The sequence below is a fragment of the Shigella sonnei genome, from assembly GCF_002950395.1.
GTDB lineage: Bacteria > Pseudomonadota > Gammaproteobacteria > Enterobacterales > Enterobacteriaceae > ECMA0423.
In genome coordinates, this window is record NZ_CP026802.1 from 3,516,816 (window position 1) to 3,540,273 (window position 23,458).

16 protein-coding genes and 4 pseudogenes are annotated in these 23,458 nt (G+C 53.4%); 9 read left to right on the plus strand and 11 right to left on the minus strand.

Going from position 1 to position 23,458, the window contains the following annotated elements:
• Positions 1 to 129: 129 nt before the first annotated feature.
• The 4 genes from ptsP (at position 130) to C1P89_RS18245 (ending at position 5,310) form a co-directional block, all read left to right on the plus strand.
• The gene (gene ptsP / locus C1P89_RS18230; RefSeq protein ID WP_001174055.1) at positions 130 to 2,631 is read left to right on the plus strand and encodes a phosphoenolpyruvate--protein phosphotransferase; all 2,502 of its coding nucleotides are present in this window, start codon (positions 130 to 132) and stop codon (positions 2,629 to 2,631) included.
• An 11-nt stretch (positions 2,632 to 2,642) separates the two neighbouring features.
• Positions 2,643 to 3,305, plus strand: a complete 663-nt coding sequence (fsa, locus tag C1P89_RS18235; protein ID WP_000424838.1) for a fructose-6-phosphate aldolase — start codon at positions 2,643 to 2,645, stop codon at positions 3,303 to 3,305.
• A 10-nt stretch (positions 3,306 to 3,315) separates the two neighbouring features.
• Positions 3,316 to 4,419 (plus strand): bifunctional L-1,2-propanediol dehydrogenase/glycerol dehydrogenase, encoded by a 1,104-nt coding sequence (gene gldA, locus C1P89_RS18240; protein WP_000374018.1) that lies wholly within the window; start codon positions 3,316 to 3,318, stop codon positions 4,417 to 4,419.
• A 273-nt stretch (positions 4,420 to 4,692) separates the two neighbouring features.
• A complete protein-coding gene (locus C1P89_RS18245; protein WP_000647887.1) occupies positions 4,693 to 5,310 on the plus strand; it encodes a DUF1287 domain-containing protein in 618 nt (205 codons plus the stop codon).
• A 26-nt stretch (positions 5,311 to 5,336) separates the two neighbouring features.
• Here C1P89_RS18245 and yijE read toward each other — a convergent pair whose 3' ends face one another.
• The 3 genes from yijE to metF form a co-directional block, all read right to left on the minus strand.
• Positions 5,337 to 6,242, minus strand: coding sequence for a cystine transporter YijE (gene yijE, locus C1P89_RS18250; RefSeq protein ID WP_001271245.1), 906 nt, complete (start codon positions 6,240 to 6,242; stop codon positions 5,337 to 5,339).
• A gap of 93 nt (positions 6,243 to 6,335) precedes the next feature.
• Positions 6,336 to 8,516, minus strand: a complete 2,181-nt coding sequence (gene katG, locus C1P89_RS18255) for a catalase/peroxidase HPI (RefSeq protein WP_005137665.1) — start codon at positions 8,514 to 8,516, stop codon at positions 6,336 to 6,338.
• Between the two features lie 328 nt (positions 8,517 to 8,844).
• Positions 8,845 to 9,735, minus strand: a complete 891-nt coding sequence (gene metF / locus C1P89_RS18260) for a methylenetetrahydrofolate reductase (protein ID WP_000007523.1) — start codon at positions 9,733 to 9,735, stop codon at positions 8,845 to 8,847.
• 75 nt (positions 9,736 to 9,810) lie between these two features.
• Here metF and C1P89_RS26280 point away from each other — a divergent pair, with 75 nt between their 5' ends.
• A complete protein-coding gene (locus C1P89_RS26280; RefSeq protein WP_000660586.1) occupies positions 9,811 to 9,945 on the plus strand; it encodes a hypothetical protein in 135 nt (44 codons plus the stop codon).
• 138 nt (positions 9,946 to 10,083) lie between these two features.
• Here C1P89_RS26280 and metL read toward each other — a convergent pair whose 3' ends face one another.
• Complete coding sequence (metL, locus tag C1P89_RS18265; protein WP_000110767.1) at positions 10,084 to 12,516, minus strand: bifunctional aspartate kinase/homoserine dehydrogenase II; 2,433 nt, start codon at positions 12,514 to 12,516, stop codon at positions 10,084 to 10,086.
• A gap of 2 nt (positions 12,517 to 12,518) precedes the next feature.
• Positions 12,519 to 13,679: a cystathionine gamma-synthase gene (gene metB / locus C1P89_RS18270; protein ID WP_005137664.1), complete on the minus strand. Its 1,161-nt coding sequence runs from the start codon at positions 13,677 to 13,679 to the stop codon at positions 12,519 to 12,521.
• A gap of 276 nt (positions 13,680 to 13,955) precedes the next feature.
• On the opposite strand from metB, the gene metJ reads away from it, so the two are divergent.
• The 3 genes and pseudogenes from metJ to C1P89_RS18285 all read left to right on the plus strand — a co-directional run bounded on the left by metJ (position 13,956) and on the right by C1P89_RS18285 (position 15,902).
• The gene (gene metJ / locus C1P89_RS18275) at positions 13,956 to 14,273 is read left to right on the plus strand and encodes a met regulon transcriptional regulator MetJ (protein ID WP_000852812.1); all 318 of its coding nucleotides are present in this window, start codon (positions 13,956 to 13,958) and stop codon (positions 14,271 to 14,273) included.
• Positions 14,274 to 14,456: 183 nt separating this feature from the next.
• Positions 14,457 to 15,065 carry a YiiX family permuted papain-like enzyme gene (locus C1P89_RS18280; protein ID WP_000797341.1) on the plus strand — a complete coding sequence of 203 codons (609 nt, stop codon included), beginning with the start codon at positions 14,457 to 14,459 and terminating at the stop codon, positions 15,063 to 15,065.
• Positions 15,066 to 15,209: 144 nt separating this feature from the next.
• A pseudogene (locus tag C1P89_RS18285) lies at positions 15,210 to 15,902 on the plus strand (IS1 family transposase).
• Positions 15,903 to 15,971: 69 nt separating this feature from the next.
• Here C1P89_RS18285 and C1P89_RS18290 read toward each other — a convergent pair.
• The 6 genes and pseudogenes from C1P89_RS18290 to rpmE form a co-directional block, all read right to left on the minus strand.
• Positions 15,972 to 16,294 (minus strand): annotated as a pseudogene (locus C1P89_RS18290) (RHS element protein dsORF-f3).
• A gap of 1 nt (position 16,295) precedes the next feature.
• A pseudogene (locus C1P89_RS18295) lies at positions 16,296 to 17,231 on the minus strand (RHS repeat-associated core domain-containing protein); the annotation flags it as partial.
• A 69-nt stretch (positions 17,232 to 17,300) separates the two neighbouring features.
• On the minus strand, positions 17,301 to 18,098 hold the full coding sequence (gene istB, locus C1P89_RS18300; RefSeq protein WP_000544828.1) for an IS21-like element IS21 family helper ATPase IstB: 798 nt from the start codon (positions 18,096 to 18,098) through the stop codon (positions 17,301 to 17,303).
• Positions 18,098 to 19,270, minus strand: a complete 1,173-nt coding sequence (gene istA, locus C1P89_RS18305; protein WP_000952382.1) for an IS21-like element IS21 family transposase — start codon at positions 19,268 to 19,270, stop codon at positions 18,098 to 18,100. Before istA ends, istB begins: the two co-directional genes overlap by 1 nt.
• A 95-nt stretch (positions 19,271 to 19,365) precedes the next feature.
• Positions 19,366 to 20,567, minus strand: a pseudogene (gene rhsB, locus C1P89_RS18315) (rhs element protein RhsB); the annotation flags it as partial.
• A gap of 159 nt (positions 20,568 to 20,726) precedes the next feature.
• Positions 20,727 to 20,939 (minus strand): 50S ribosomal protein L31, encoded by a 213-nt coding sequence (gene rpmE, locus C1P89_RS18320; protein WP_000710769.1) that lies wholly within the window; start codon positions 20,937 to 20,939, stop codon positions 20,727 to 20,729.
• Between the two features lie 202 nt (positions 20,940 to 21,141).
• Between rpmE and priA the strand changes: the two genes are divergently transcribed.
• The gene (priA, locus tag C1P89_RS18325) at positions 21,142 to 23,340 is read left to right on the plus strand and encodes a primosomal protein N' (protein WP_005144083.1); all 2,199 of its coding nucleotides are present in this window, start codon (positions 21,142 to 21,144) and stop codon (positions 23,338 to 23,340) included.
• Positions 23,341 to 23,458 lie beyond the last annotated feature (118 nt).

A 23,458-nucleotide genomic window follows, 5' to 3' on the forward strand; every position in this document is an offset into this window, starting at 1 on the left:
GTCTTGTGAGACGCGTCGCAAATTGACGGTTACATTACATTTGTCCAGCTTTTGGCAGATTTGTCACATGGCAGGCCGTTGCCGTGCGCTCTTATCCTGTAAACAGAAAACCGTACCGGGAGAGAGGCAATGGCCCTGATTGTGGAATTTATTTGTGAGCTACCTAACGGCGTACATGCGCGTCCGGCAAGCCACGTTGAAACGCTGTGTAATACTTTTTCATCACAAATTGAGTGGCATAACCTGCACACTGACCGCAAGGGCAACGCCAAAAGCGCCCTTGCGCTGATTGGCACCGATACGCTGGCGGGCGATAACTGCCAGTTACTGATTTCCGGGGCCGACGAACAGGAAGCGCACCAGCGTTTAAGCCAATGGCTGCGCGATGAATTCCCCCACTGCGATGCGCCGCTGGCGGAAGTTAAATCTGACGAACTGGAACCACTGCCGGTTTCACTGACCAATCTGAATCCGCAAATTATCCGCGCCCGCACCGTGTGCAGCGGTAGTGCAGGCGGCATTCTGACGCCGATCTCTTCTTTAGATCTCAATGCGCTGAGTAATCTTCCCGCAGCCAAAGACGTTGACGCCGAGCAATCCACACTGGAAAACGGCCTGACGCTGGTACTGAAAAACATTGAGTTTCGTCTGCTGGATAGCGACGGTGCTACCAGCGCGATACTGGAAGCTCACCGATCCCTGGCTGGCGATACATCTTTACGTCAGCACTTACTGGCAGGCGTCAGCGAGGGATTAAGCTGCGCCGAAGCGATTGTCGCCAGTGCGAATCACTTTTGCGAAGAGTTCGCCCGTTCCAGCAGCAGCTACCTGCAAGAACGTGCCCTGGACGTACGCGACGTCTGCTTCCAGTTACTCCAGCAAATCTACGGTGAGCAACGCTTCCCGGCACCGGGCAAACTGACGCAGTCCGCCATTTGTATGGCTGATGAACTGACCCCCAGCCAGTTCCTCGAACTGGATAAAAATCACCTCAAAGGTCTGTTGCTGAAAAGTGGCGGCACCACCTCACATACGGTGATCCTTGCCCGTTCGTTCAACATTCCGACGCTGGTTGGTGTGGATATTGATGCCCTCACTCCGTGGCAGCATCAAACGATTTATATCGACGGCAACGCCGGGGCGATTGTGGTTGAGCCAGGAGAAGCCGTAGCTCGTTATTATCAGCAAGAAGCCCGCGTACAGGACGCCCTGCGTGAGCAACAGCGTGTCTGGCTGACCCAACAAGCCCGTACCGCTGACGGTATCCGCATTGAAATTGCCGCTAACATCGCTCACTCCGTGGAAGCGCAGGCCGCATTCGGCAATGGTGCGGAAGGCGTTGGTTTGTTCCGCACTGAAATGCTCTATATGGATCGCACCAGTGCACCGGGCGAAAGCGAGCTGTACAACATTTTTTGTCAGGCGCTGGAGTCTGCCAACGGACGCAGCATTATTGTGCGCACTATGGACATTGGCGGCGACAAACCCGTTGATTATCTAAACATTCCCGCAGAGGCAAACCCGTTCCTCGGTTATCGCGCCGTGCGTATTTATGAAGAATACGCGTCGTTATTTACCACACAACTACGCTCGATCCTGCGCGCCTCCGCTCACGGCAGCCTGAAAATCATGATCCCGATGATCTCCTCAATGGAAGAGATCTTATGGGTGAAAGAAAAACTGGCAGAAGCCAAACAGCAACTACGTAACGAACACATTCCGTTTGATGAGAAGATCCAGCTCGGCATTATGCTGGAAGTGCCGTCGGTGATGTTCATCATCGATCAATGCTGCGAAGAGATTGATTTCTTTAGTATTGGTAGTAATGACCTGACGCAATATCTGCTGGCAGTGGATCGCGATAACGCTAAGGTTACTCGTCACTACAACAGCCTGAATCCGGCATTCTTGCGGGCGCTCGATTACGCCGTGCAGGCGGTGCATCGCCAGGGTAAATGGATTGGTCTGTGCGGTGAGCTGGGAGCGAAAGGTTCCGTGCTGCCGTTGCTGGTCGGCTTAGGGCTGGATGAACTCAGCATGAGCGCACCATCAATTCCGGCGGCGAAAGCGCGGATGGCGCAACTTGATAGCCGTGAGTGCCGCAAGTTGCTCAACCAGGCAATGGCCTGCCGTACTTCGCTGGAAGTGGAGCACCTGCTGGCGCAATTCCGCATGACCCAACAAGACGCACCGCTGGTCACCGCCGAGTGCATCACACTGGAAAGCGACTGGCGCAGCAAAGAAGAAGTGCTCAAAGGCATGACCGATAACCTGCTGCTGGCAGGGCGCTGCCGCTATCCGCGTAAACTGGAAGCCGACTTGTGGGCGCGCGAGGCCGTTTTCTCTACCGGTCTGGGCTTTAGTTTTGCCATTCCACACAGCAAATCAGAACACATTGAGCAATCCACCATCAGCGTTGCGCGTCTGCAAGCGCCGGTGCGCTGGGGTGATGATGAAGCGCAATTCATCATCATGTTAACCCTGAACAAACACGCTGCGGGCGATCAGCACATGCGCATTTTCTCGCGCCTCGCTCGCCGCATCATGCACGAAGAATTCCGTAACGCGCTGGTTAACGCCGCCTCTGCCGACGCTATCGCCAGCCTGCTGCAACATGAACTGGAACTGTAAAAGGAAACATCATGGAACTGTATCTGGACACCGCTAACGTCGCAGAAGTCGAACGTCTGGCACGCATATTCCCCATTGCCGGGGTGACAACTAACCCGAGCATTATCGCTGCCAGCAAGGAGTCCATATGGGAAGTGCTGCCGCGTCTGCAAAAAGCGATTGGTGATGAGGGCATTCTGTTTGCTCAGACCATGAGCCGCGACGCGCAGGGGATGGTGGAAGAAGCGAAGCGCCTGCGCGACGCTATTCCGGGTATTGTGGTGAAAATCCCGGTGACTTCCGAAGGTCTGGCAGCAATTAAAATACTGAAAAAAGAGGGTATTACTACGCTTGGCACCGCAGTGTACAGTGCTGCACAAGGGTTACTGGCCGCGCTGGCAGGGGCAAAATACGTTGCTCCGTATGTTAACCGCGTAGATGCCCAGGGCGGAGACGGCATTCGTACGGTTCAGGAGCTGCAAGCGCTGTTAGAAATGCACGCGCCAGAAAGCATGGTGCTGGCAGCCAGCTTTAAAACGCCGCGTCAGGCGCTGGACTGTTTACTGGCAGGATGTGAATCCATCACCCTGCCCTTAGATGTAGCGCAACAAATGCTCAACACCCCTGCGGTAGAGTCAGCTATAGAGAAGTTCGAACACGACTGGAATGCCGCATTTGGCACTACTCATCTCTAAAGGAGCAATTATGGACCGCATTATTCAATCACCGGGTAAATACATCCAGGGCGCTGATGTGATTAATCGTCTGGGCGAATACCTGAAGCCGCTGGCAGAACGCTGGTTAGTGGTGGGTGACAAATTTGTTTTAGGTTTTGCTCAATCCACTGTCGAGAAAAGCTTTAAAGATGCTGGACTGGTAGTAGAAATTGCGCCGTTTGGCGGTGGATGTTCGCAAAATGAGATCGACCGTCTGCGTGGCATCGCGGAGACTGCGCAGTGTGGCGCAATTCTCGGTATCGGTGGCGGAAAAACCCTCGATACAGCCAAAGCACTGGCACATTTCATGGGTGTTCCGGTAGCGATCGCACCGACTATCGCCTCTACCGATGCACCGTGCAGCGCATTGTCTGTTATCTACACCGATGAGGGTGAGTTTGACCGCTATCTGCTGTTGCCAAATAACCCGAATATGGTCATTGTCGACACCAAAATCGTCGCTGGCGCACCTGCACGTCTGTTAGCGGCGGGTATCGGCGATGCGCTGGCAACCTGGTTTGAAGCGCGTGCCTGCTCTCGTAGCGGCGCGACCACCATGGCGGGCGGCAAGTGCACCCAGGCTGCGCTGGCACTGGCTGAACTGTGCTACAACACCCTGCTGGAAGAAGGCGAAAAAGCGATGCTTGCTGCCGAACAGCATGTAGTGACTCCGGCGCTGGAGCGCGTGATTGAAGCGAACACCTATTTGAGCGGTGTTGGTTTTGAAAGTGGTGGTCTGGCTGCGGCGCACGCAGTGCATAACGGCCTGACCGCTATCCCGGACGCGCATCACTATTATCACGGTGAAAAAGTGGCATTTGGTACGCTGACGCAGCTGGTTCTGGAAAACGCACCGGTTGAGGAAATCGAAACCGTAGCTGCACTTAGCCATGCGGTAGGTTTGCCAATAACTCTCGCTCAACTGGATATTAAAGAAGATGTCCCGGCGAAAATGCGAATTGTGGCTGAAGCGGCATGTGCAGAATGTGAAACCATCCACAACATGCCTGGCGGCGCGACGCCAGATCAGGTTTACGCCGCTCTGCTGGTAGCCGACCAGTACGGTCAGCGTTTCCTGCAAGAGTGGGAATAACCTACTCCAAACTCCCGGCTTGTCCGGGAGTTTGAACGCAAAATTGCCTGATGCGCTACGCTTATCAGGCCTACGCAATCTCTGCAATATATTGAATTTTCTTGTTTTTTAGGACAGATAAGGCGTTCACGCCGCATCCGGCACTCTGTGCCAGTAATCTGAAACTCCCACGTTGTTCAGGAGTTTTTTATCCGCTTCTGGACATTTTCTCTACAGAACAATCGTTATCCCGGAAGGTCGAATCTGTGACTCTTATTTTCACGGACGAACCAGATGAAAGCTTCACTGGCGCTGCTCAGCCTGCTAACGGCATTTACCAGCCACTCCTTAAAATCTCCCGCCGTTCCACCAACCGTGGTACAAATCCAGGCCAATACCAACCTTGCCATCGCAGACGGTGCCAGACAGCAAATCGGCAGCACGCTATTTTACGATCCGGCGTATATGCAGCTTACCTATCCTGGCGGTGATGTCCCGCAAAAACGCGGGGTATGTTCCGATGTGGTGATCCGTGCATTGCGCAGCCAGAAGGTCGATTTGCAGAAACTGGTGCACGAAGATATGGCGAAGAATTTTGCCGAGTACCCGCAAAAATGGCAGTTAAAGCGCCCGGACAGCAACATCGATCACCGTCGGGTGCCTAATCTGGAAACCTGGTTTACCCACCACGATAAAACACGCCCCATCAGCAAGAACCCCAGTGACTATCAAGCGGGCGATATTGTCTCCTGGCGATTAGATAACGGGCTGGCACATATTGGGGTGGTTTCAGATGGCTTCGCCCGCGACGGTACGCCGCTGGTGATACATAACATTGGCGCAGGTGCGCAGGAAGAAGATGTGCTGTTTAGCTGGCGCATGGTGGGGCATTATCGTTATTTTGTTAAATAAGCGATCGCCCCACATGAAGAAAAAATTCAGATCCTTTTTACACTAACGGCTTCTTTTTTCTTACGGCTCACCAGCGCCAGTGCCATCACAATCAGCACAATACCGCTACCTTCAACGGCCCCCGGATTCTCGCCGAGCAGCCACCAGGAAAAGAGTACGCCGCAAACGGGAACGGCCAGTGTGCTTAAGCTGGCAATACTGGCAGGCAAGTTTTTCAATACAAACAACCATAAGCTCCACGCCAGTGCCGTCGCCAGAATCGCACTGTAGGCCAGCGCCCAGAACACGGTGGGCTGCCAGTCAATTTCACGTTGCGGCACCAGTAAAGCGACCACACTCATCACCAGCGCCGCATAGAGCATCTGCCAGGATGTTAACGACAATAAATCCACGCGCGGATGACGGGCATACAGACGTTTAGCAACAATCGCGCTCGCCCCCCAACTGACGCCGGAGAGGATTGCCAGCATGGCACTTTTCATCGAAGAGAAATCGAGTTGCCACGGCTGCAACACCAAAAATAAGCCGAAAGCGGCAATCAGTATCGCGAAATATTGCCCACGTCGCAGGCGTTCACCGAGAAACAACGCGGCGAAAATCACCACCCAGAACGGCATGGTATAGCTTAGGATCGCCACCTTCCCCGCTCCGCCGCTGACCAGCGCCCACTGCGCCAGGCCAACCATCCCGCAGGTTTGTAACAGGGCAATGGCTAAGGTGTATTTAAACGGTGTCGGGCGCATTCCGCGACCACGTAATAAAAGGACGATGAATAAAACGAGAGCGCCGAAAATGCAGCGTAAGGCGGTAAAGTCGAAGGCACCGATGTAGCTGGTGACTTGCTTCATGAAAATCCAGCTATAACTCCAGATAAGTGTGAGCACAACCAGGCCACTGATTGCCAGTGGGTTGCTCTTTCCTGCGGCAGACATGAGAGATCCAGTGTGTAGTTTTCCTGTGGACACTATACGCCGGTAAAGAAACTTCAGCGACTGCCTGAAAGGCAGTCGCTGAAGAAGGTCAGATTACAGCAGGTCGAAACGGTCGAGGTTCATCACTTTCACCCATGCCGCCACGAAGTCTTTAACAAACTTCTCGTGAGCATCGCTGCTGGCGTAAACTTCAGCCACCGCACGCAGGACAGAGTTAGAACCAAATACCAGATCCGCACGGCTGGCAGTGTATTTCACTTCGCCGGTTTCGCGGTCACGGCCTTCAAACAGCTCTTTCGATTCGTCGGTCGCTTTCCACTCGTAACGCATATCCAGCAAGTTCACGAAGAAGTCATTGCTCAATACGCCAACGCGGTCAGTGAAGACGCCGTTTTTGCTGCCATCGAAGTTGGCACCCAGTACGCGCATCCCGCCCACCAGCGCGGTCATTTCCGGCGCGGTCAGGGTCAGTTGCTGGGCTTTGTCGATCAGCAGTGACTCGGTGGTGGAAACATCCAGACGAGCGCGATAGTTACGGAAACCGTCAGCAATTGGCTCCAGCAGCTCGAACATCTCAATGTCAGTCTGATCCTGACGCGCATCAACGCGGCCCGGCGCAAACGGTACATGAATGCTCAAACCTGCGGCGCTTGCGGCTTTCTCAACACCAACCACACCAGCCAGCACGATGATATCCGCCAGCGAGGCTTTACCAGACTCTTTCTGGATTTTCTCCAGAACAGGCAGAGCACGAACGGCTGCGGCGTTCACATCCCAGTCGCGCTGCGGCATTAATGCCAGACGCGCACCGTTGGCACCACCGCGTTTGTCGCCACCACGGAAGGTAGAAGCAGATGCCCAGGCCACCGATACCCGCTCACTAACAGACAGACCAGAATCCGCAATCGCGAATTTCAGATCGATAATGTCCTGCTCGGTCGGGTTGTAGATCGGCTGCGGCAGCGGATCTTGCCAGATCAGATCTTCTTTCGGCACTTCCGGCCCGATGTAGCGAGATTTCGGCCCCATATCCCTGTGCGTCAGTTTGAACCAGGCACGGGCAAAGGCTTCGTTGAACGCCTGCGGATCGTTGAGGAAACGACGAGAGATCTTCTCGAACTCAGGATCAAAACGCAGCGTCAGGTCGGTCACCAGCATCGTCGGTTTACGTTTCTTCGACGGATCGAATGGATCCGGGATAATTTCCGGTGCGTCTACCGCTTCGAACTGGATTGCGCCAGCCGGACTGCGGGTCTGTACCCACTCATATTTGAACAGGTTTTCGAAGAAATAGTTGCTCCACTGGGTCGGCGTCTGGGTCCAGACAACTTCCAGACCAGAGGTAATGGCATCTGCGCCAACGCCGCTGCCGTAAGTGCTCGCCCAGCCTAAACCTTGTTCTTCAATCGGTGCAGCTTCTGGATCAGGACCTACGTTTGATGTCGGACCGGCACCGTGGGTTTTACCCAGCGTATGACCACCCGCAATCAGCGCCACGGTTTCTTCGTCGTTCATGCCCATGTTGCCGAAGGTCGCGCGGATAGCTGCTGCCGCAGAAAGCGGTTCGCCGCTGTGATCCGGGCCTTCCGGGTTAACGTAAATCAGGCCCATCTCGGTTGCACCCAGCGGTGCTTTCGCCAGCGCTTCCGGATGACGGTGAGTCAGCCAGGCTTTTTCATCACCCCAGTTAACATCCAGATCCGGTTCCCAGACGTCTTCACGACCGGCACCAAAACCGAAGGTACGGAAGCCGGAGTTTTCCAGCGCCACGTTACCTGCGAGGATAAACAGGTCGGCCCAGGAGATTTTCTGACCATATTTCTGTTTGATTGGCCACAACAGGCGACGCGCTTTATCGAGGCTTACGTTATCCGGCCAGGAGTTCAGCGGTGCAAAACGTTGCTGACCACGACCCGCGCCGCCGCGTCCATCGATTGAACGGTAAGTACCTGCGCCGTGCCAGGCCATACGAATAAACAGACCGGCGTAGCTGCCCCAGTCGGCTGGCCACCACGGCTGAGATTCTGTCAGCAGGGCTTTCAGATCTTTTTTCAGGCCGTAGTAATCTAATTTGCTGAATTCTTTGCGGTAGTCAAAGTCCTCACCCAGCGGGTTAGAACGATTAGAATGTTGGTTTAACAGGTCAACACGGAGTTGATTTGGCCACCAGTCGCGAGTGGTTGTGCCCGCCCCCGCGCTCTGGTCGTGACCGCCCTGATGGAACGGGCATTTGCCAGTGGCTGTCGTGTTATGGATATCGTCTGACGTGCTCATCAATGTGCTCCCCTCTACAGTGTTACCGTTACGATACACAGCGTTAGAGAGAAGTTATAATTGAATTAATCCACGGATGCGATAGTTGAGATCTTACATATTGTTGGTTAAAGAGATGTAGGTCAAATTGATCGTAATTAAGCTTTTTTGATTATGTCCGAATTCGGACAAATGCTTTATAAAAAAGGGTTTTAGCTTCATATCCTTCAAGTAATGAGGGAGAAAACAAGGCTGACAACCTTATTTTCCCGCCCTCATTTCGAGGCAGCATTTTGTGCTCTGTTTAAAATTTGTGATCACTGTGTGATTTTCACAAAAGCCACACTATTTATAAACCAGGTCGAACACCCAGCGTATGGCAAATCGCGTAACTCATTTCAGCGCGGTTAAGCGTATAGAAGTGGAAATCTTTCACTCCTTCACGGCTTAAAATCTTCACCATATCCATGGCAATATTCGCGCCCACCAGTTTGCGGGTTTCGGCATCATCATCCAGGCCGTCGAACATTTGCGCCATCCACGCCGGAATACGCACGTTGGTCATATCGGCAAATTTCTTCGCCTGTTTAAAGTTAGATACCGGCAAAATTCCCGGAATAATTTCCACATCAATGCCCGCCGATACACAGCGGTCACGAAAACGCAGGTAGCTTTCGACATCGAAGAAGAACTGAGTAATCGCGCGGTTGGCTCCGGCATCGACTTTGCGTTTCAGATTAAGCAAATCCGCCTGAGCGCTTTTTGCTTCCGGGTGAACTTCCGGATACGCCGCCACGGAGATATCGAAATCTGCCACTTCTTTTAATAGCGTCACCAGGTCAGAAGCATACATTTCTGGCTTACCACTTCCCGGCGGCAGATCGCCACGCAGCGCCACGATATGACGAATACCGTTATTCCAGTAGTCGCGTGCAATGGTGCGCAACTCGTCGGGCGTCGCATCAATGCAAGTAAGATGCGGTGCCGCTTCCAGACCAGTGCGATCTTTAATGCCTTTAATAATGCTGTGCGTACGGTCGCGCTCGCCGGAGTTCGCGCCATAGGTCACCGATACAAACTTCGGTTTCAGGCTGCTAAGGCGATCGATGGAGTTCCACAGGGTCTGCTCCATTTCACTGGTACGCGGCGGGAAAAACTCGAACGAAACGTTAATCTGCCCCTGGACTTCTGCCAGGCTCTGATTCAGGGCATCCCGCTGGCTGGCGTGAAAAAAGCTCATACCTTACCTCATCAATCGCTTGTAGTTATATGTTGTGTTGTGCACATCTATCCGTTTAGACGTCCAGATGTAAAGATGAAGGAAAAGCCGAAGGGCGTCAACCGAAAAATGACCAATGATGGTGAGGAAAAATCAGGGAAGATGAAAAAACTTCAGGATGGTAAGAAAAAGAAAATCCGGTATGCAAAGCAAACCGGACTGCAAATATAAACTAACCATGTACTTATTGCTTCTTGCCGGATTCGTCGTAAACGCTTAATCCGGCCTAATCCTATGATAATTCAATATATTTCATTAGAAACCATAAACCCGAAAACATGAGTACCGGGCATTATTAAATTTCTGAAATTACAACAACTGTGCCAGCCGGTTGATATCCGACTGAATCGCCCCGGCGGTGACGTCGCGCCCAGCGCCAGGCCCACGGATCACCAGCGGATTATCGCGATACCAGCGGCTTTCGATGGCAAAGACGTTATCGCACGGCAGCAGTGATGCCAGCGGATGGTCTTCACGCACCGCTTCCACGCCCACACGCGCTTTGCCATTGGCATCGAAACGCGCCACGTAGCGCAGCACCAGCCCCATTTCGCGGGCCGCTTCCAGCCGTTGCACCATCTGCTCGTTAAGTTCATCGCCATTTTCAAAGAAATGGTCGATGCTGCCGCCTTCGCAATGGGCAGGCACCAGCGACTCCACGCGTACCTGATCCGGTTCGATGTTGTAACCTGCTTCACGCGCCAGAATCACCAGCTTGCGCATCACGTCTTTGCCAGAGAGATCGTCACGCGGGTCAGGTTCGGTTAAGCCCTGCTGCCACGCCTGATCCACCAGCTCGGTAAACGGCACGCTACCGTCGAATTGCAGGAACAACCAGGAGAGCGTGCCGGAGAAGATCCCGCTGATCGACAAAATAGTATCGCCGCTGTCGATCAGATCGCGCACGGTGTGGTTGATCGGTAAGCCCGCACCGACGGTGGCATTGTACAGCCAGTGACGCCCGGTTTTTTCGAAGGCGTCGTGGATCTGGCGATATTTATTGCTGTCGCTGGCTCCCGCCAGTTTGTTGGCGCTGATGACGTGGAAACCGTGGCTGGCGAAATCAAGATACTGATCAGCAAGCTGCTGGCTGGCGGTAACGTCCAGCACCACTAAATCATCATACGGATGGGCGCGCATCCACAGGAACAACGACTCTTCATCCTGCTCAACCGCTTCATCGTTGAAGAAGGCTAACGCGCGGCTGGCGTCCAGCCCGTCATAGCTCAACAGACTGCGGCGGCTGTCCACCACGCCTGCCAGCACAAATTCAAAGTCGGTACGTGCCGAAAGCGTGCTCTGCTCACGGGCGAACAGTTCCAGCCAACGGGAACCGATATTGCCCTTACCGAACAATACCAGGCCGATGCGTTTTTCTGCGCGGAAGACGGACTGATGCAGCCCCTGAATCAGGCTTTCGGTCGGGCCGGTGCGCAGTACTGCCACCAGGCTGATGCCGTCATCGGACTGCCAGGTAAATTCGACCGGCTGGCCTTTCAGTTGCTGCCAGAAGCGGTGGCAATGCAGCGGGTTACGGGTGACGCCTGCACCGACCATCGCCACCAGCGCCAGCCCCTGACGCAGGCGCAGTTCGCCAGGTAATCCCGCTTCGTCGAGGATTTTCAGCGCACTGTCGGCCACTTCTGAGGTGTAGCAAAATTGCAGCAACTGGCGATCGTTATGTACGCCAACCGCCAGCGGGCGTACCTGCGCGCGTTTCAGGATTTGGTCGATCTCTTTATGCGCCAGTTTGAAATCCTGACTGGCGGGCACCTGAAACTCAATCAAACAGACATCATCGTGGCTGGTGACAATACGCGCACCAGTACCGGAGGCCAGCACGCGTTCAATGCGCGTGGAACCTTGATCCGGCGTGTAGCTACAGCGCAGTTGCAGGTCGATTTCGCTGCCAGAAACCGGCTGTAAAGTACGGGCGTGAAGAACGGGAGCCGCCAGACGAGCCAGTTCGCTGGCTTCATCCAGACGCAGCAACGGCAGCAGACAGGCATCTTTCACTTTACGCGGGTCGGCACTGTATACCCCGGCGACGTCGCTCCAGATGGTTACACGAGAAACACCCGCCAGCGCACCGATTTGTGTCGCGGAATAGTCGGAACCGTTACGCCCCAGCAGCACCGTTTCACCGGCGTTGTTACGGCTGATAAACCCGGTCACCACCAGACGTTTGCCCGGATGTTGCACCAGTAGCTGTTGCAGCAACGGGTAAGAAAGCCCTTCATCAACCTGCGGTTGTGCGGCGCGTTCAGCGCGTAAAAACTCGCGGGCATCAAGCCAGGCCGCTGGCAGCCCTTGTTGATTAAGTACCGCAGACATCAGGCGTGCCGACCATACTTCCCCGTGGCCCACCACTTCCGCATACACTGCGTCGTTAATACCGCTGTCGAGCAGCGCCGCCAGGCGTTCCAGATCGCTGACAAAAGCGCTAATGAGGCTATCGGCTTCTTCAGCGGGTAGCAGACCGCTAATCAGATCGCACTGATAGCGACGCAGCGTTTGTTGAACCTGATGCGCAGAGAGACGATCGGTCTGGCTTAGTTTCAACCAGTTAATCAACTGGTTAGTGGTGCTACCGGCGGCGGAAACCACCATCATATCGTCAGGCTGAGAGTACTCCGCCATAATGCCCGCGACACGCAAATAACACTTCACATCAGCCAGACTACTGCCACCAAATTTATGCAGCTGACGACCTTTCGCCCCTGCCTGCGCAATCACACTCATTTTTACCCCTTGTTTGCAGCCCGGAAGCCATTTTCCAGGTCGGCAATTAAATCTTCGCCATCTTCAATACCGGTGGAGATACGCAGCAGCGTCTCGGAGATCCCGACGGCAGCACGCGCTTCTGGTGCCATGCCTGCATGTGTCATGGTTGCGGCGTGAGAGATTAAACTTTCCACTCCCCCTAATGATTCCGCCAGCGTAAACAACGACAGCCCGCTCAGGAAACGACGCAGCGTCTGCTCATCGCCATCCAGTTCAAAACTCAACATTGCGCCAAAGCCTTTTTGCTGACGCGCGGCAATTTCATGCCCCTGATTTTCCGGCAGCGACGGGTGATACAGTTTTTTCACCAACGGCTGGGTTTGCAGATATTTCACAATCGCCTGCGCGTTGCGCTGCGCCAGCTCCATACGCGGCACCAGCGTTCGCAACCCGCGTAGCAGCAGATAGCTGTCAAACGCGCCGCCCGTCACGCCAATATTGTTTGCCCACCAGGCAAGTTCAGTGACAACGTCCGGGTCTTTAGCAATCACCACGCCAGCCACCACGTCAGAGTGACCGTTCAGATATTTCGTGCATGAATGCAACACCAGATCGGCACCTAATGCCAGCGGATTTTGTAATGCCGGGCTTAAGAAGGTGTTATCCACCACGCTCACCGCCCCGACTTCCCTTGCCAGATGGCAGATTTTCGCAATATCCACGACGCGTAACAATGGATTACTTGGGCTTTCTACCAGTACCAGTTTGGGTTTTTCTGCCAGCGCTGCCCGTAATGCCTGTTCATCGCCTTGATCAACAAACAACACGCGATAGCAACCGCGTTTCGCCAGACTGTCGAACAGGCGATAGCTACCGCCGTAGCAGTCGTGCGGCGCAACCAGCAGATCGCCAGGTTTCAAAAAGACGGTCGTTACCAGGTGAATCGCGGACATGCCGGTATTAGTAAGTACTGCGCCAGCACCGCCTTCCAGTTCTGCCAGCGCACGCTGAACCACATCGCGCGTTGGGTTGCCGCGACGCGAGTAATCATGCGCGCGCGGTTCATTAAATCCGGTAAAGTTATAGGTGCTGGAAAGATGGATGGGAGGGACAACGCAACCATACTGTTCGTCGTCATTTAACCCGCTACGCACTGCGATGGTGGCCTGTTTACGCGTCATGTGATGAAGTTTCCTGGGCTTTGTCGGTGAAATGTCAGGCACCAGAGTAAACATTGTGTTAATGGACGTCAATACATCTGGACATCTAAACTTCTTTGCGTATAGATTGAGCAAATCCCAAATAGCCGTTAAAATTATATGCATTATCACGCCGACAGGTGCATTACACGATGTCACGGTAACGCCTGTACGGTAAACTATGCGGGTTTACGGTCAGTACCCACATAAATTGTGTGGTCTGGTCTCAATTTATTGACGAAGAGGATTAAGTATCTCATGGCTGAATGGAGCGGCGAATATATCAGCCCATACGCTGAGCACGGCAAGAAGAGTGAACAAGTCAAAAAGATTACGGTTTCCATTCCTCTTAAGGTGTTAAAAATCCTCACCGATGAACGCACGCGTCGTCAGGTGAACAACCTGCGTCACGCTACCAACAGCGAGCTGCTGTGCGAAGCGTTTCTGCATGCCTTTACCGGGCAACCTTTGCCGGATGATGCCGATCTGCGTAAAGAGCGCAGCGACGAAATCCCGGAAGCGGCAAAAGAGATCATGCGTGAGATGGGGATTAACCCGGAGACGTGGGAATACTAAAGCAAAAAAGAGCGGCGCGGAGTGGAATCGCCTGATGCGCTACGCTTATCAGGCCTACGTCATATTGCAATTTATTGAATTTGCACGAACTTGTAGGCCGGATAAGGCGTTCACGCCGCATCCGGCATAAACAACGAGCACGTTGTCTGCGACCCACCGCTTTTTATACATGGACGTTTAACTATGAAAAACAGGCTGCTGATCCTCAGCCTGCTGGTTTCTGTACCTGCCTTTGCCTGGCAGCCACAAACCGGCGACATCATCTTTCAGATCTCTCGCTCATCGCAAAGTAAAGCGATCCAACTGGCGACCCATTCCGATTATAGCCACACCGGTATGCTGGTGATACGCAACAAAAAGCCCTACGTTTTTGAAGCGGTCGGCCCGGTGAAATACACCCCGCTCAAGCAGTGGATCGCCCATGGTGAAAAGGGCAAATACGTTGTTCGCCGCGTTGAAGGCGGACTGAGTGTTGAACAACAGCAAAAACTGGCGCAAACGGCAAAACGTTATCTCGGTAAACCGTATGATTTCAGCTTCTCATGGAGCGACGATCGCCAGTACTGTTCGGAAGTGGTGTGGAAGGTTTACCAGAACGCGCTGGGAATGCGCGTGGGCGAGCAGCAGAAGTTGAAAGAGTTCGATCTCAGCAACCCGCTGGTCCAGGCTAAGCTCAAAGAACGCTACGGCAAAAATATTCCGCTTGAGGAAACGGTAGTTTCACCACAAGCCGTTTTCGACGCGCCACAACTCACCACAGTCGCCAAAGAGTGGCCGCTGTTTTCGTGGTAATGGATGATGAAAAAAATAATTCCCGCCGTAGTCTGTTTGTTGCTTTGTAGTTGCACGACCTTTCCGCAAGCTGTCGCTCCGGTAAACGGTGATGCCTCCAATTAGTTGAATTAAGGATATAATACTCGCTTTTAAGGTTGTTTCATGGTCACAGTTAACCTTCATTGCCCCCGTTGCCAGTCCGTTCAGGTTTACCGTCACGGGCAGAACCCAAAAAGACATGAGCGATTCCGCGGCCGTGACTGTCACCGGGTATTTCAGCTCAGTTACTGTTACGAGCCCCGTAAACCGGGAGTTAAAGACCAAATCGCTGAAATGACTTTCAACGGTGCCGGGGTTCGCGATACTGCCCGTACGCTGAAAATCGGCATTAATACAGTCATCCGAACTTTAAAAAACTCTCGCCACGAAGAATAACGTCATCCCCGGTCGCTCATGCTGATGTGGCACTCATCTGCAAACTTAGTCAGCAATGGAGCTTTGTCGGCAGTAAAGCGCGACAGCACTGGCTCTGGTACGTGTACAACACGAAAACTGGTGGTGTTCTGGCCTACACTTTTGGCCCCCGGACTGACGAAACCTGTCGTGAATTGCGGGCGCTGCTTACCCTTTTACCATCGGCATGTTGACCACTGACGAATGGGGTAGTTACGCTAGAGAGTTACCGAAGGAGAAGCATCTGACTGGTAAGATTTTTACTCAGCACATTGAGCGTAACAATCTGACCCTGAGAACCCGAATCAAACGTCTGGCCCGCAGAACCATCTGTTTCTCGCGTTCTGTAGAACTTCATGAAAAAGTCATCGGTGCTTTTATCGAAAATATATGTTCTACTAATTGGAGTCATCACCCTTCTGATAAGCTTTCCTTGGATGATTACCAGACTGAATACACAGCCAAAGATTTTTACCTCATTCTGCTCTTTTTTCTCAAATGACATATATTATATTTTACATCATATTCATAGGCATATGACATTCCCCCGCCCCCCATTATGTCATTGTGGGTTGATGTTGGGCTTTCATAAAAAAAACATCTTTTTTTGAACTAGCATTAATTATATTTACTTTATATATTAAAATATTTTCTCCATCTGGAAATATTTTAGCCACACAATATAAAGCAGCTGAATCCGAATTACTTAAAAATATATTATCATCACCCATAACTCCAGCCATTAAATGACTGGAGACTAAAGCAAGGAAATAACAACATTGTATTGCCTTCATTTTAATTACTCCCTTGCCTGATAATTGTAACTCCATTCCCTTTAGCTTTGGGATTATATTTTAGATAGGTGTTATTTGGTGTTCCCAAGTAACTACTGTATTCTTTTTTTCCCATTCCATTCATATAAGAATTCGTTAAATCTTTGCTTGAAAAATTTAGACTATCATAAACATCATTTTCTTTTGTTACTTTATTTCCTTTATCGTCAGAGTAAAAACCGTGAGTGTGATAATCGCCTACTCTCTCTGAACCTTCAGGGCATTTTATATTTCGCAAGTCTACACTATCATTATCATTTGAACTTATCGGATTCATGGGGAAATATTCACCTTGCTTCTTACATATTAGTCCACCATATTCTTTATTCTCGTTAATTGATTCTCCATTACACATTGCCAATGCAAATATTCCAATATCATCAATATTTTTTGATTTAAATTCATATAATCCTAATGGATCCATGCTATTCACCGGGCTCAGCGGATATGTATACAGGTTCCATCCCCCCTTCAGCCCAATCGGATCCTGAGTGATATACCGCCCCTGCAGCGGGTCATAATAGCGGTGGCGGTTATAATACAGGCCGGACTCCTCATCATACTGCTGCCCCGGCAAACGAATAAGCTGCTGCAGCTGATGCGGGTTCTCTTCATTCAGCAGGTTGCCCCATTCATCATATTCCCGGCGTATTTCCAGCCCGTCAGGCCCGGTGGCTGACGTTAACTGGCTGTGGTGGTTATAGTAAAACGCCGATGCCCTGCCATCCGGCGTGGTGATGCGCGTGATGAGACCCGTCACCACATCCGGGCTGTATTCTGTTGTCCGGCCTGCGGCATCCGTCTGTGTCCTGAGCCTGCCCACGGCGTCAAACTGACTCTGCGTGACGCTGCCGTCCGCGTGTTCCTTTTTCACCACCCGCTTCAGCCCGGCTTCACCCTACGTGTGCTGTCAACGCCACGATGTTTGACCGTTATTTGCCATTTTCATGCCCGCTAAATACTTTCGTTACTGATGCTGTCCGCTTTCCACCATTTCATCATCACTGATTGGCGTTGTGTTTTTGGTCAGCACTCCAGCTTTACGTTTCTCTTTTAACCGGTAACTCTCTCCTTTGATATTCAGCGTGGTTGAGTGATGTAGCAGCCGATCCAGGATCGCTGTTGCCAGTACGTGATCTCCGAACATTTCTCCCCAGTCTGCGAACCCTTTGTTTGACGTCAGTATGATGCTCGCTTTTTCATATCGACGGTTCAGTAGCCGGAAGAACAGACTGGCTTCCTCTCTGTTCATCGGCAGATAGCCTATTTCATCCAGGATCAACACCCGGGCATAACTCAGTTGCTGTAGCTGACGCTCCAGCCGGTTTTCCTGTTTCGCTTTCATCAGTGTCGCGATCAGTCTGTCCAGTGGCATAAACAGTACCCGATGTCCCGCATCCACCGCTTTCACGCCAAGAGCTATGGCCAGATGAGTTTTTCCGACACCAGGAGGGCCCAGCAGGATCACGTTTTCGCTGCGCTCCACGAACGCCAGACCAGCCAGTTCCCGGACAACCTTACGGTCGATGCCCGGCTGGAAGGTAAAGTCGAACTGCTCCAGCGTTTTGACCCACGGCAGACGAGCCTGCTTCAGCCTGGACTCCATACCGCGCTGATGCCTGCCGTTCCATTCCTGCTGTAGCGCCATGCACAGGAACTCCCGGTAGTTCAGCTCTTTTTTAGCTGCCTGTTCCAGCAGGCTTTCAACGTGATAACTCAGATGCTCCATTTTCAGGCGACTCAGCAGGACTTCCAGTTCATGCATCACAACAGCTCCTCATAGGCACTCAGTGGTCGATGTTCCACCTGACTGACCTGCTGCCAGAGCGGGGCGTGATGCTCCGGCACTGTCTGCCAGCCAGACGATGCTGAACAGAGGCGATGTGAGGCCACCAGTTTCTCATTACTGTAGATCCGCAACTCGTCATCCAGCGATATTCGTATCGATACCGGCTGACCACACAGCGCTTCGGGAACGCTGTAACGATTACCACCAACCTCGATATAGCTGTCCCAGGACACATGGCGGATATCGAAGTAACTGGTATCGAAGTCTGTATCCGGTAACGGCTGCAGATGTTCCTGCTCCAGCGCGAAGCGCTGTTCCGGCGTTTCTTTGAACTGGCGAAGCTCCCGTTTGTCAGCCACATCGGCTATCCATTGCTCCAGTTGTTGATTGACATGAGTGAAGCTGTCGAACCTGCGGTACCGGACGAAGAAGTTCTCCTTGAGGTATTTCACCATCCGCTCAACCTTACCTTTTGTTCTGGCCCTGCGTGGACGGCATGCCCGTGGCAGGAAGTTATAGTGGTCAGCCAGCAACAGGAATCCGGAGTTGAACACGACTTTCCCGTTGTTATTCTTCAGCACCGCAGCCTTCTGGTTATCAACCAGCACCGTTTTCACACAACCACCGAAGTAGCGGAAGGCGCGAACCAGTGATTCGTAGGTATGCTCAGCATCCTGTTTTGGTGCGGCGAAGACATGGAAGCTGCGGGAGAACCCCAGCGTATTAACCGCAAAGTTAACTTTGCACCGTTGCCCGGCAACCTCCACCTCAACTTCGCCCCAGTCATGCTGGAGCTGGTATCCAGGCTGAGTTTCGAAGCGAACTGTTCTTTTTGACGGACGCATTTTACGTTTGGGCTGGATGTAGTAACGCAGCATGGAACGTCCGCCCGTATAACCCATTGCCTTAATCTCCGCGAAGATAACCTCGCTATTCCAGACATTCTCTGCCAGGCGCATGTCGATGTAATCCATAAACGGTTTCAGCTTAACCATTTTGTGGCGGGTCTTTCTGGCTGGCGGTTCAGGGTATTTGAGGTAGCGTCTGACCGTCCGTTCAGAGCAACCAATCTGAGTCGCAATATCGACGATGTACGCGCCCTGCTGGCGCATTTGCTTTATCATGTAAAAGTCCTCTCTGCTCAGCATGTTGATGTCCTTTCTGGTGTGAGAACCTTAAGGAAACAACATGTTGGGTGGAGCGGACAATCCAAATGGCGAATTACCGTCTTATATCACTGGCGCTGACAGTGCAGCACTTCACGGCGGTTCAGGCTGTCGGTGATGGTGATGCGGTCCTTCTCATACTGATACGTGTAGCTTAAGCCTGCCGGGTTAAGCTGTTCTGTCACCCGCCCGTCGCTGTCGTAACGGTAACGGATTTCCGGCCGGCCCGTGTGACGGTGCGCCACCATCCGGCCCCGGTATTTATCATCGTAAGTAAAGCTGCGCACCTGTTTGCCACTACGGTCATACACCACCGCCAGTTCGCCGCGTGGCGTCCAGCCATAGCGCACCAGCGGCGCGGCAGGTAAATTCTCCGGGTATTCCGGGTCGTGCGTCAGCCACACGGCAGACAGATGCCGTTGTCCCGGCCATATTCGGTGTAACCCGGCAGGGTATCAGGAAAAGCGGACGGTTCCGTCCCGCCGGAAATGGCCTGCTGCCGGGCTTCTTCTGCCCGCTGCGCCTGCGTGGTCAGTACCAGCCGGAAGTGACGCCCGGCACCATCCGTCACGTCGGTGATTTCGCCGCTGAATTCACCGGCGGCTTCGCGGTGGAACGTCTGTGTGCGCCCGAAGCGGTCCACCAGCCCGGTCAGTACCCGGTACGGCGGCAGCGGCGCAGGCAGCACCTCATCCGCTTCCGGCACCCGCTCACACCAGCCGAGCAGCCACCACGGCCCCTGCGGACTGTTTGTCGCCAGATAACGATGCGGACTTAAGCGGAGTTCTTCCGGCAGCGCCTGCCAGAGTGCGGCCAGCCGGTGACCTTCATCCAGTTTCGCCACGCCGCCGCGCACCAGCCAGAGTGATTCGCTGCGGCTGTAACCGTCCTCACCGGGAAACAGGTGCTCAAAATACAGGCTTCTGCCGCCGTTATCACTGAGTATCAGTGTGTTATCGCGCAGCTGTAAGCGGATATCCGCAGGCATTTTCCAGCCGGGGCCGAGGCTCCCCACCGGCGCGGGCGTTTTTGTCCGGTAACTGCTGTAGGTGCGGGAGAGGATGAACGGCAGCGGGGCGGGCAGGGCGATGTCGGTTTCACCGGGAAGGACCTTCGCACCGAGCAGCGGATTGACCGGATGGCCGGACGTCACCCCGCCGGGGCACACCGAACAGGCCACGCCGGTGGGGGCACCGATGCGCACCCCGGCTGAACCCTGGACAATGCTACCGCCATACTGCGTCATGTCGCCCTGACGCGCCGCCGGTTTTCCGCTCATCGTAAAATCCTTTTGAAATAAATAAGAACCAGAAGCCTAGCGCCAGTCAACAACAGGAAATGATAATGAGTTAACACCCCGGAATTTTTCAGAATTTATAAAAGGCAAATTACAGGCACAAAAAAAGCGCCGTGCGGCGCTTTTTTCGGAAATCCGGTCTTATTTGCTGCCCGGGATGTTGAAACGCTTGTTGAAGCGGTCAACACGGCCACCGGTAGCAACATCACGCTGTTTGCCAGTGAAGAACGGGTGGCACTTGCTGCACACGTCGAGGTTCAGGTCATGACCAACGGTGGAGCGGATTTTCATTACGTTACCGCAAGAGCAGCTAGCAGTAATTTCTTCGTATTTCGGGTGAATATCTTTTTTCATGGGAAAACCTCGGTTTAAGGCCGCGTCGCTCTTCCAGCCCTAACGCCAGACACCACGCGATGTTAAAAGTATAGCTTCAATACGATCATTTCGTACGAAGGCGCGAAATCATACAGAAATTAACCAGCGTATGCAAACTGATCCGCACTCTTCTACGGCAATGTGTATACTAACCCACCGAATTTCAAGTCAGGATGATGCTATGCCCGTTGCCCACGTTGCCTTGCCCGTTCCGCTTCCTCGTACCTTTGACTATCTGCTGCCAGAAGGCATGGCGGTTAAAGCCGGGTGTCGCGTGCGCGTGCCGTTTGGCAAACAGCAGGAGCGCATCGGGGTTGTGGTATCAGTTAGCGATGTCAGTGAGCTGCCGCTTAACGAGCTGAAAGCGGTAGTTGAAGTGCTGGACGTTGAGCCGGTATTTACTCACTCCGTCTGGCGATTACTGCTCTGGGCGGCAGATTACTATCATCATCCGATTGGCGATGTGCTGTTTCATGCCTTGCCGATTTTACTGCGCCAGGGGCGGCCTGCGGCGAACGCGCCGATGTGGTACTGGTTTGCCACTGAACAAGGCCAGGCGGTGGATCTGAACAGCCTGAAACGCTCACCCAAGCAACAACAGGCGCTGGCGGCGTTACGGCAAGGGAAAATCTGGCGCGACCAGGTTGCCACGCTCGAATTTAATGATGCCGCGTTGCAGACGCTGCGCAAAAAAGGTCTGTGTGATTTAGCAAGTGAAATACCAGAGTTTAGCGACTGGCGAACGAACTATGCCGTTTCTGGTGAGCGGTTGCGATTGAATACCGAACAGGCCACCGCCGTTGGCGCAATTCATAGCGCGGCAGATACTTTTTCTGCCTGGCTGCTGGCGGGCGTTACCGGTTCCGGTAAAACGGAGGTTTATCTCAGTGTACTGGAAAACGTGCTCGCTCAGGGCAAACAGGCGCTGGTGATGGTGCCGGAAATCGGCCTGACACCGCAAACTATCGCCCGTTTTCGTGAACGGTTTAATGCGCCCGTGGAAGTTCTGCATTCCGGTCTGAACGACAGCGAGCGTCTTTCGGCGTGGCTGAAAGCGAAAAATGGCGAGGCGGCGATTGTGATCGGCACCCGCTCCGCGCTGTTTACGCCGTTTAAAAATCTCGGCGTGATTGTCATTGACGAAGAGCACGACAGTTCCTACAAGCAGCAGGAAGGCTGGCGCTATCATGCCCGCGACCTGGCGGTGTATCGTGCGCATAGCGAGCAAATCCCGATTATTCTTGGCTCCGCAACGCCCGCGCTGGAAACGTTGTGCAACGTCCAGCAGAAAAAATACCGCCTGCTGCGCCTGACGCGCCGGGCGGGGAATGCGCGTCCGGCAATTCAACACGTGCTGGATTTAAAAGGTCAGAAGGTGCAGGCAGGTCTGGCTCCGGCGTTAATCACCCGTATGCGCCAGCATTTACAGGCCAACAATCAGGTTATCCTCTTTCTTAACCGCCGTGGCTTTGCGCCTGCGCTACTGTGCCACGACTGCGGCTGGATTGCCGAATGCCCACGTTGCGATCACTACTACACGCTGCATCAGGCGCAACAGCATTTGCGCTGTCACCACTGTGACAGTCAGCGTCCGGTGCCGCGCCAGTGCCCTTCCTGCGGTTCCACGCACCTGGTACCCGTGGGGCTGGGCACCGAACAGCTTGAACAGACGCTTGCGCCGCTGTTCCCTGATGTGCCCATTTCTCGTATCGACCGCGATACCACCAGCCGCAAAGGGGCGCTGGAACAGCAACTGGCGGAAGTACATCGCGGCGGTGCGAGGATTTTGATCGGCACACAAATGCTGGCGAAAGGTCACCACTTTCCGGATGTGACGCTGGTGGCGTTACTGGATGTGGACGGCGCGCTGTTTTCTGCCGATTTTCGCTCGGCAGAGCGTTTCGCTCAGCTTTACACCCAGGTCGCCGGTCGTGCCGGGCGTGCGGGTAAACAGGGCGAAGTGGTGCTGCAAACGCACCATCCGGAACATCCTCTGTTGCAAACGTTGCTCTATAAAGGCTACGACGCCTTTGCCGAACAGGCGCTGGCTGAGCGACGCATGATGCAGCTGCCGCCGTGGACCAGCCATGTGATTGTGCGTGCGGAAGATCATAACAATCAGCATGCGCCGCTGTTCCTGCAACAACTGCGTAATCTGATCCTCTCCAGCCCGCTGGCAGACGACAAATTGTGGGTTCTCGGTCCGGTTCCGGCACTGGCACCTAAACGTGGCGGTCGCTGGCGCTGGCAGATATTGTTGCAGCACCCTTCCCGCGTGCGCTTGCAACACATCATTAACGGTACGCTGGCACTCATCAATACAATACCGGATTCCCGTAAGGTGAAATGGGTGCTGGATGTTGATCCGATTGAGGGTTAAACCGCTCACGATGCGAGGCGGATCGAAAAATTCAATATTCATCACACTTTTCATGAAAATTCTGTAACCGTTTTCACGCGCTATCTGCTAAAAATGTTGCCGATGTGAAGTAAACATG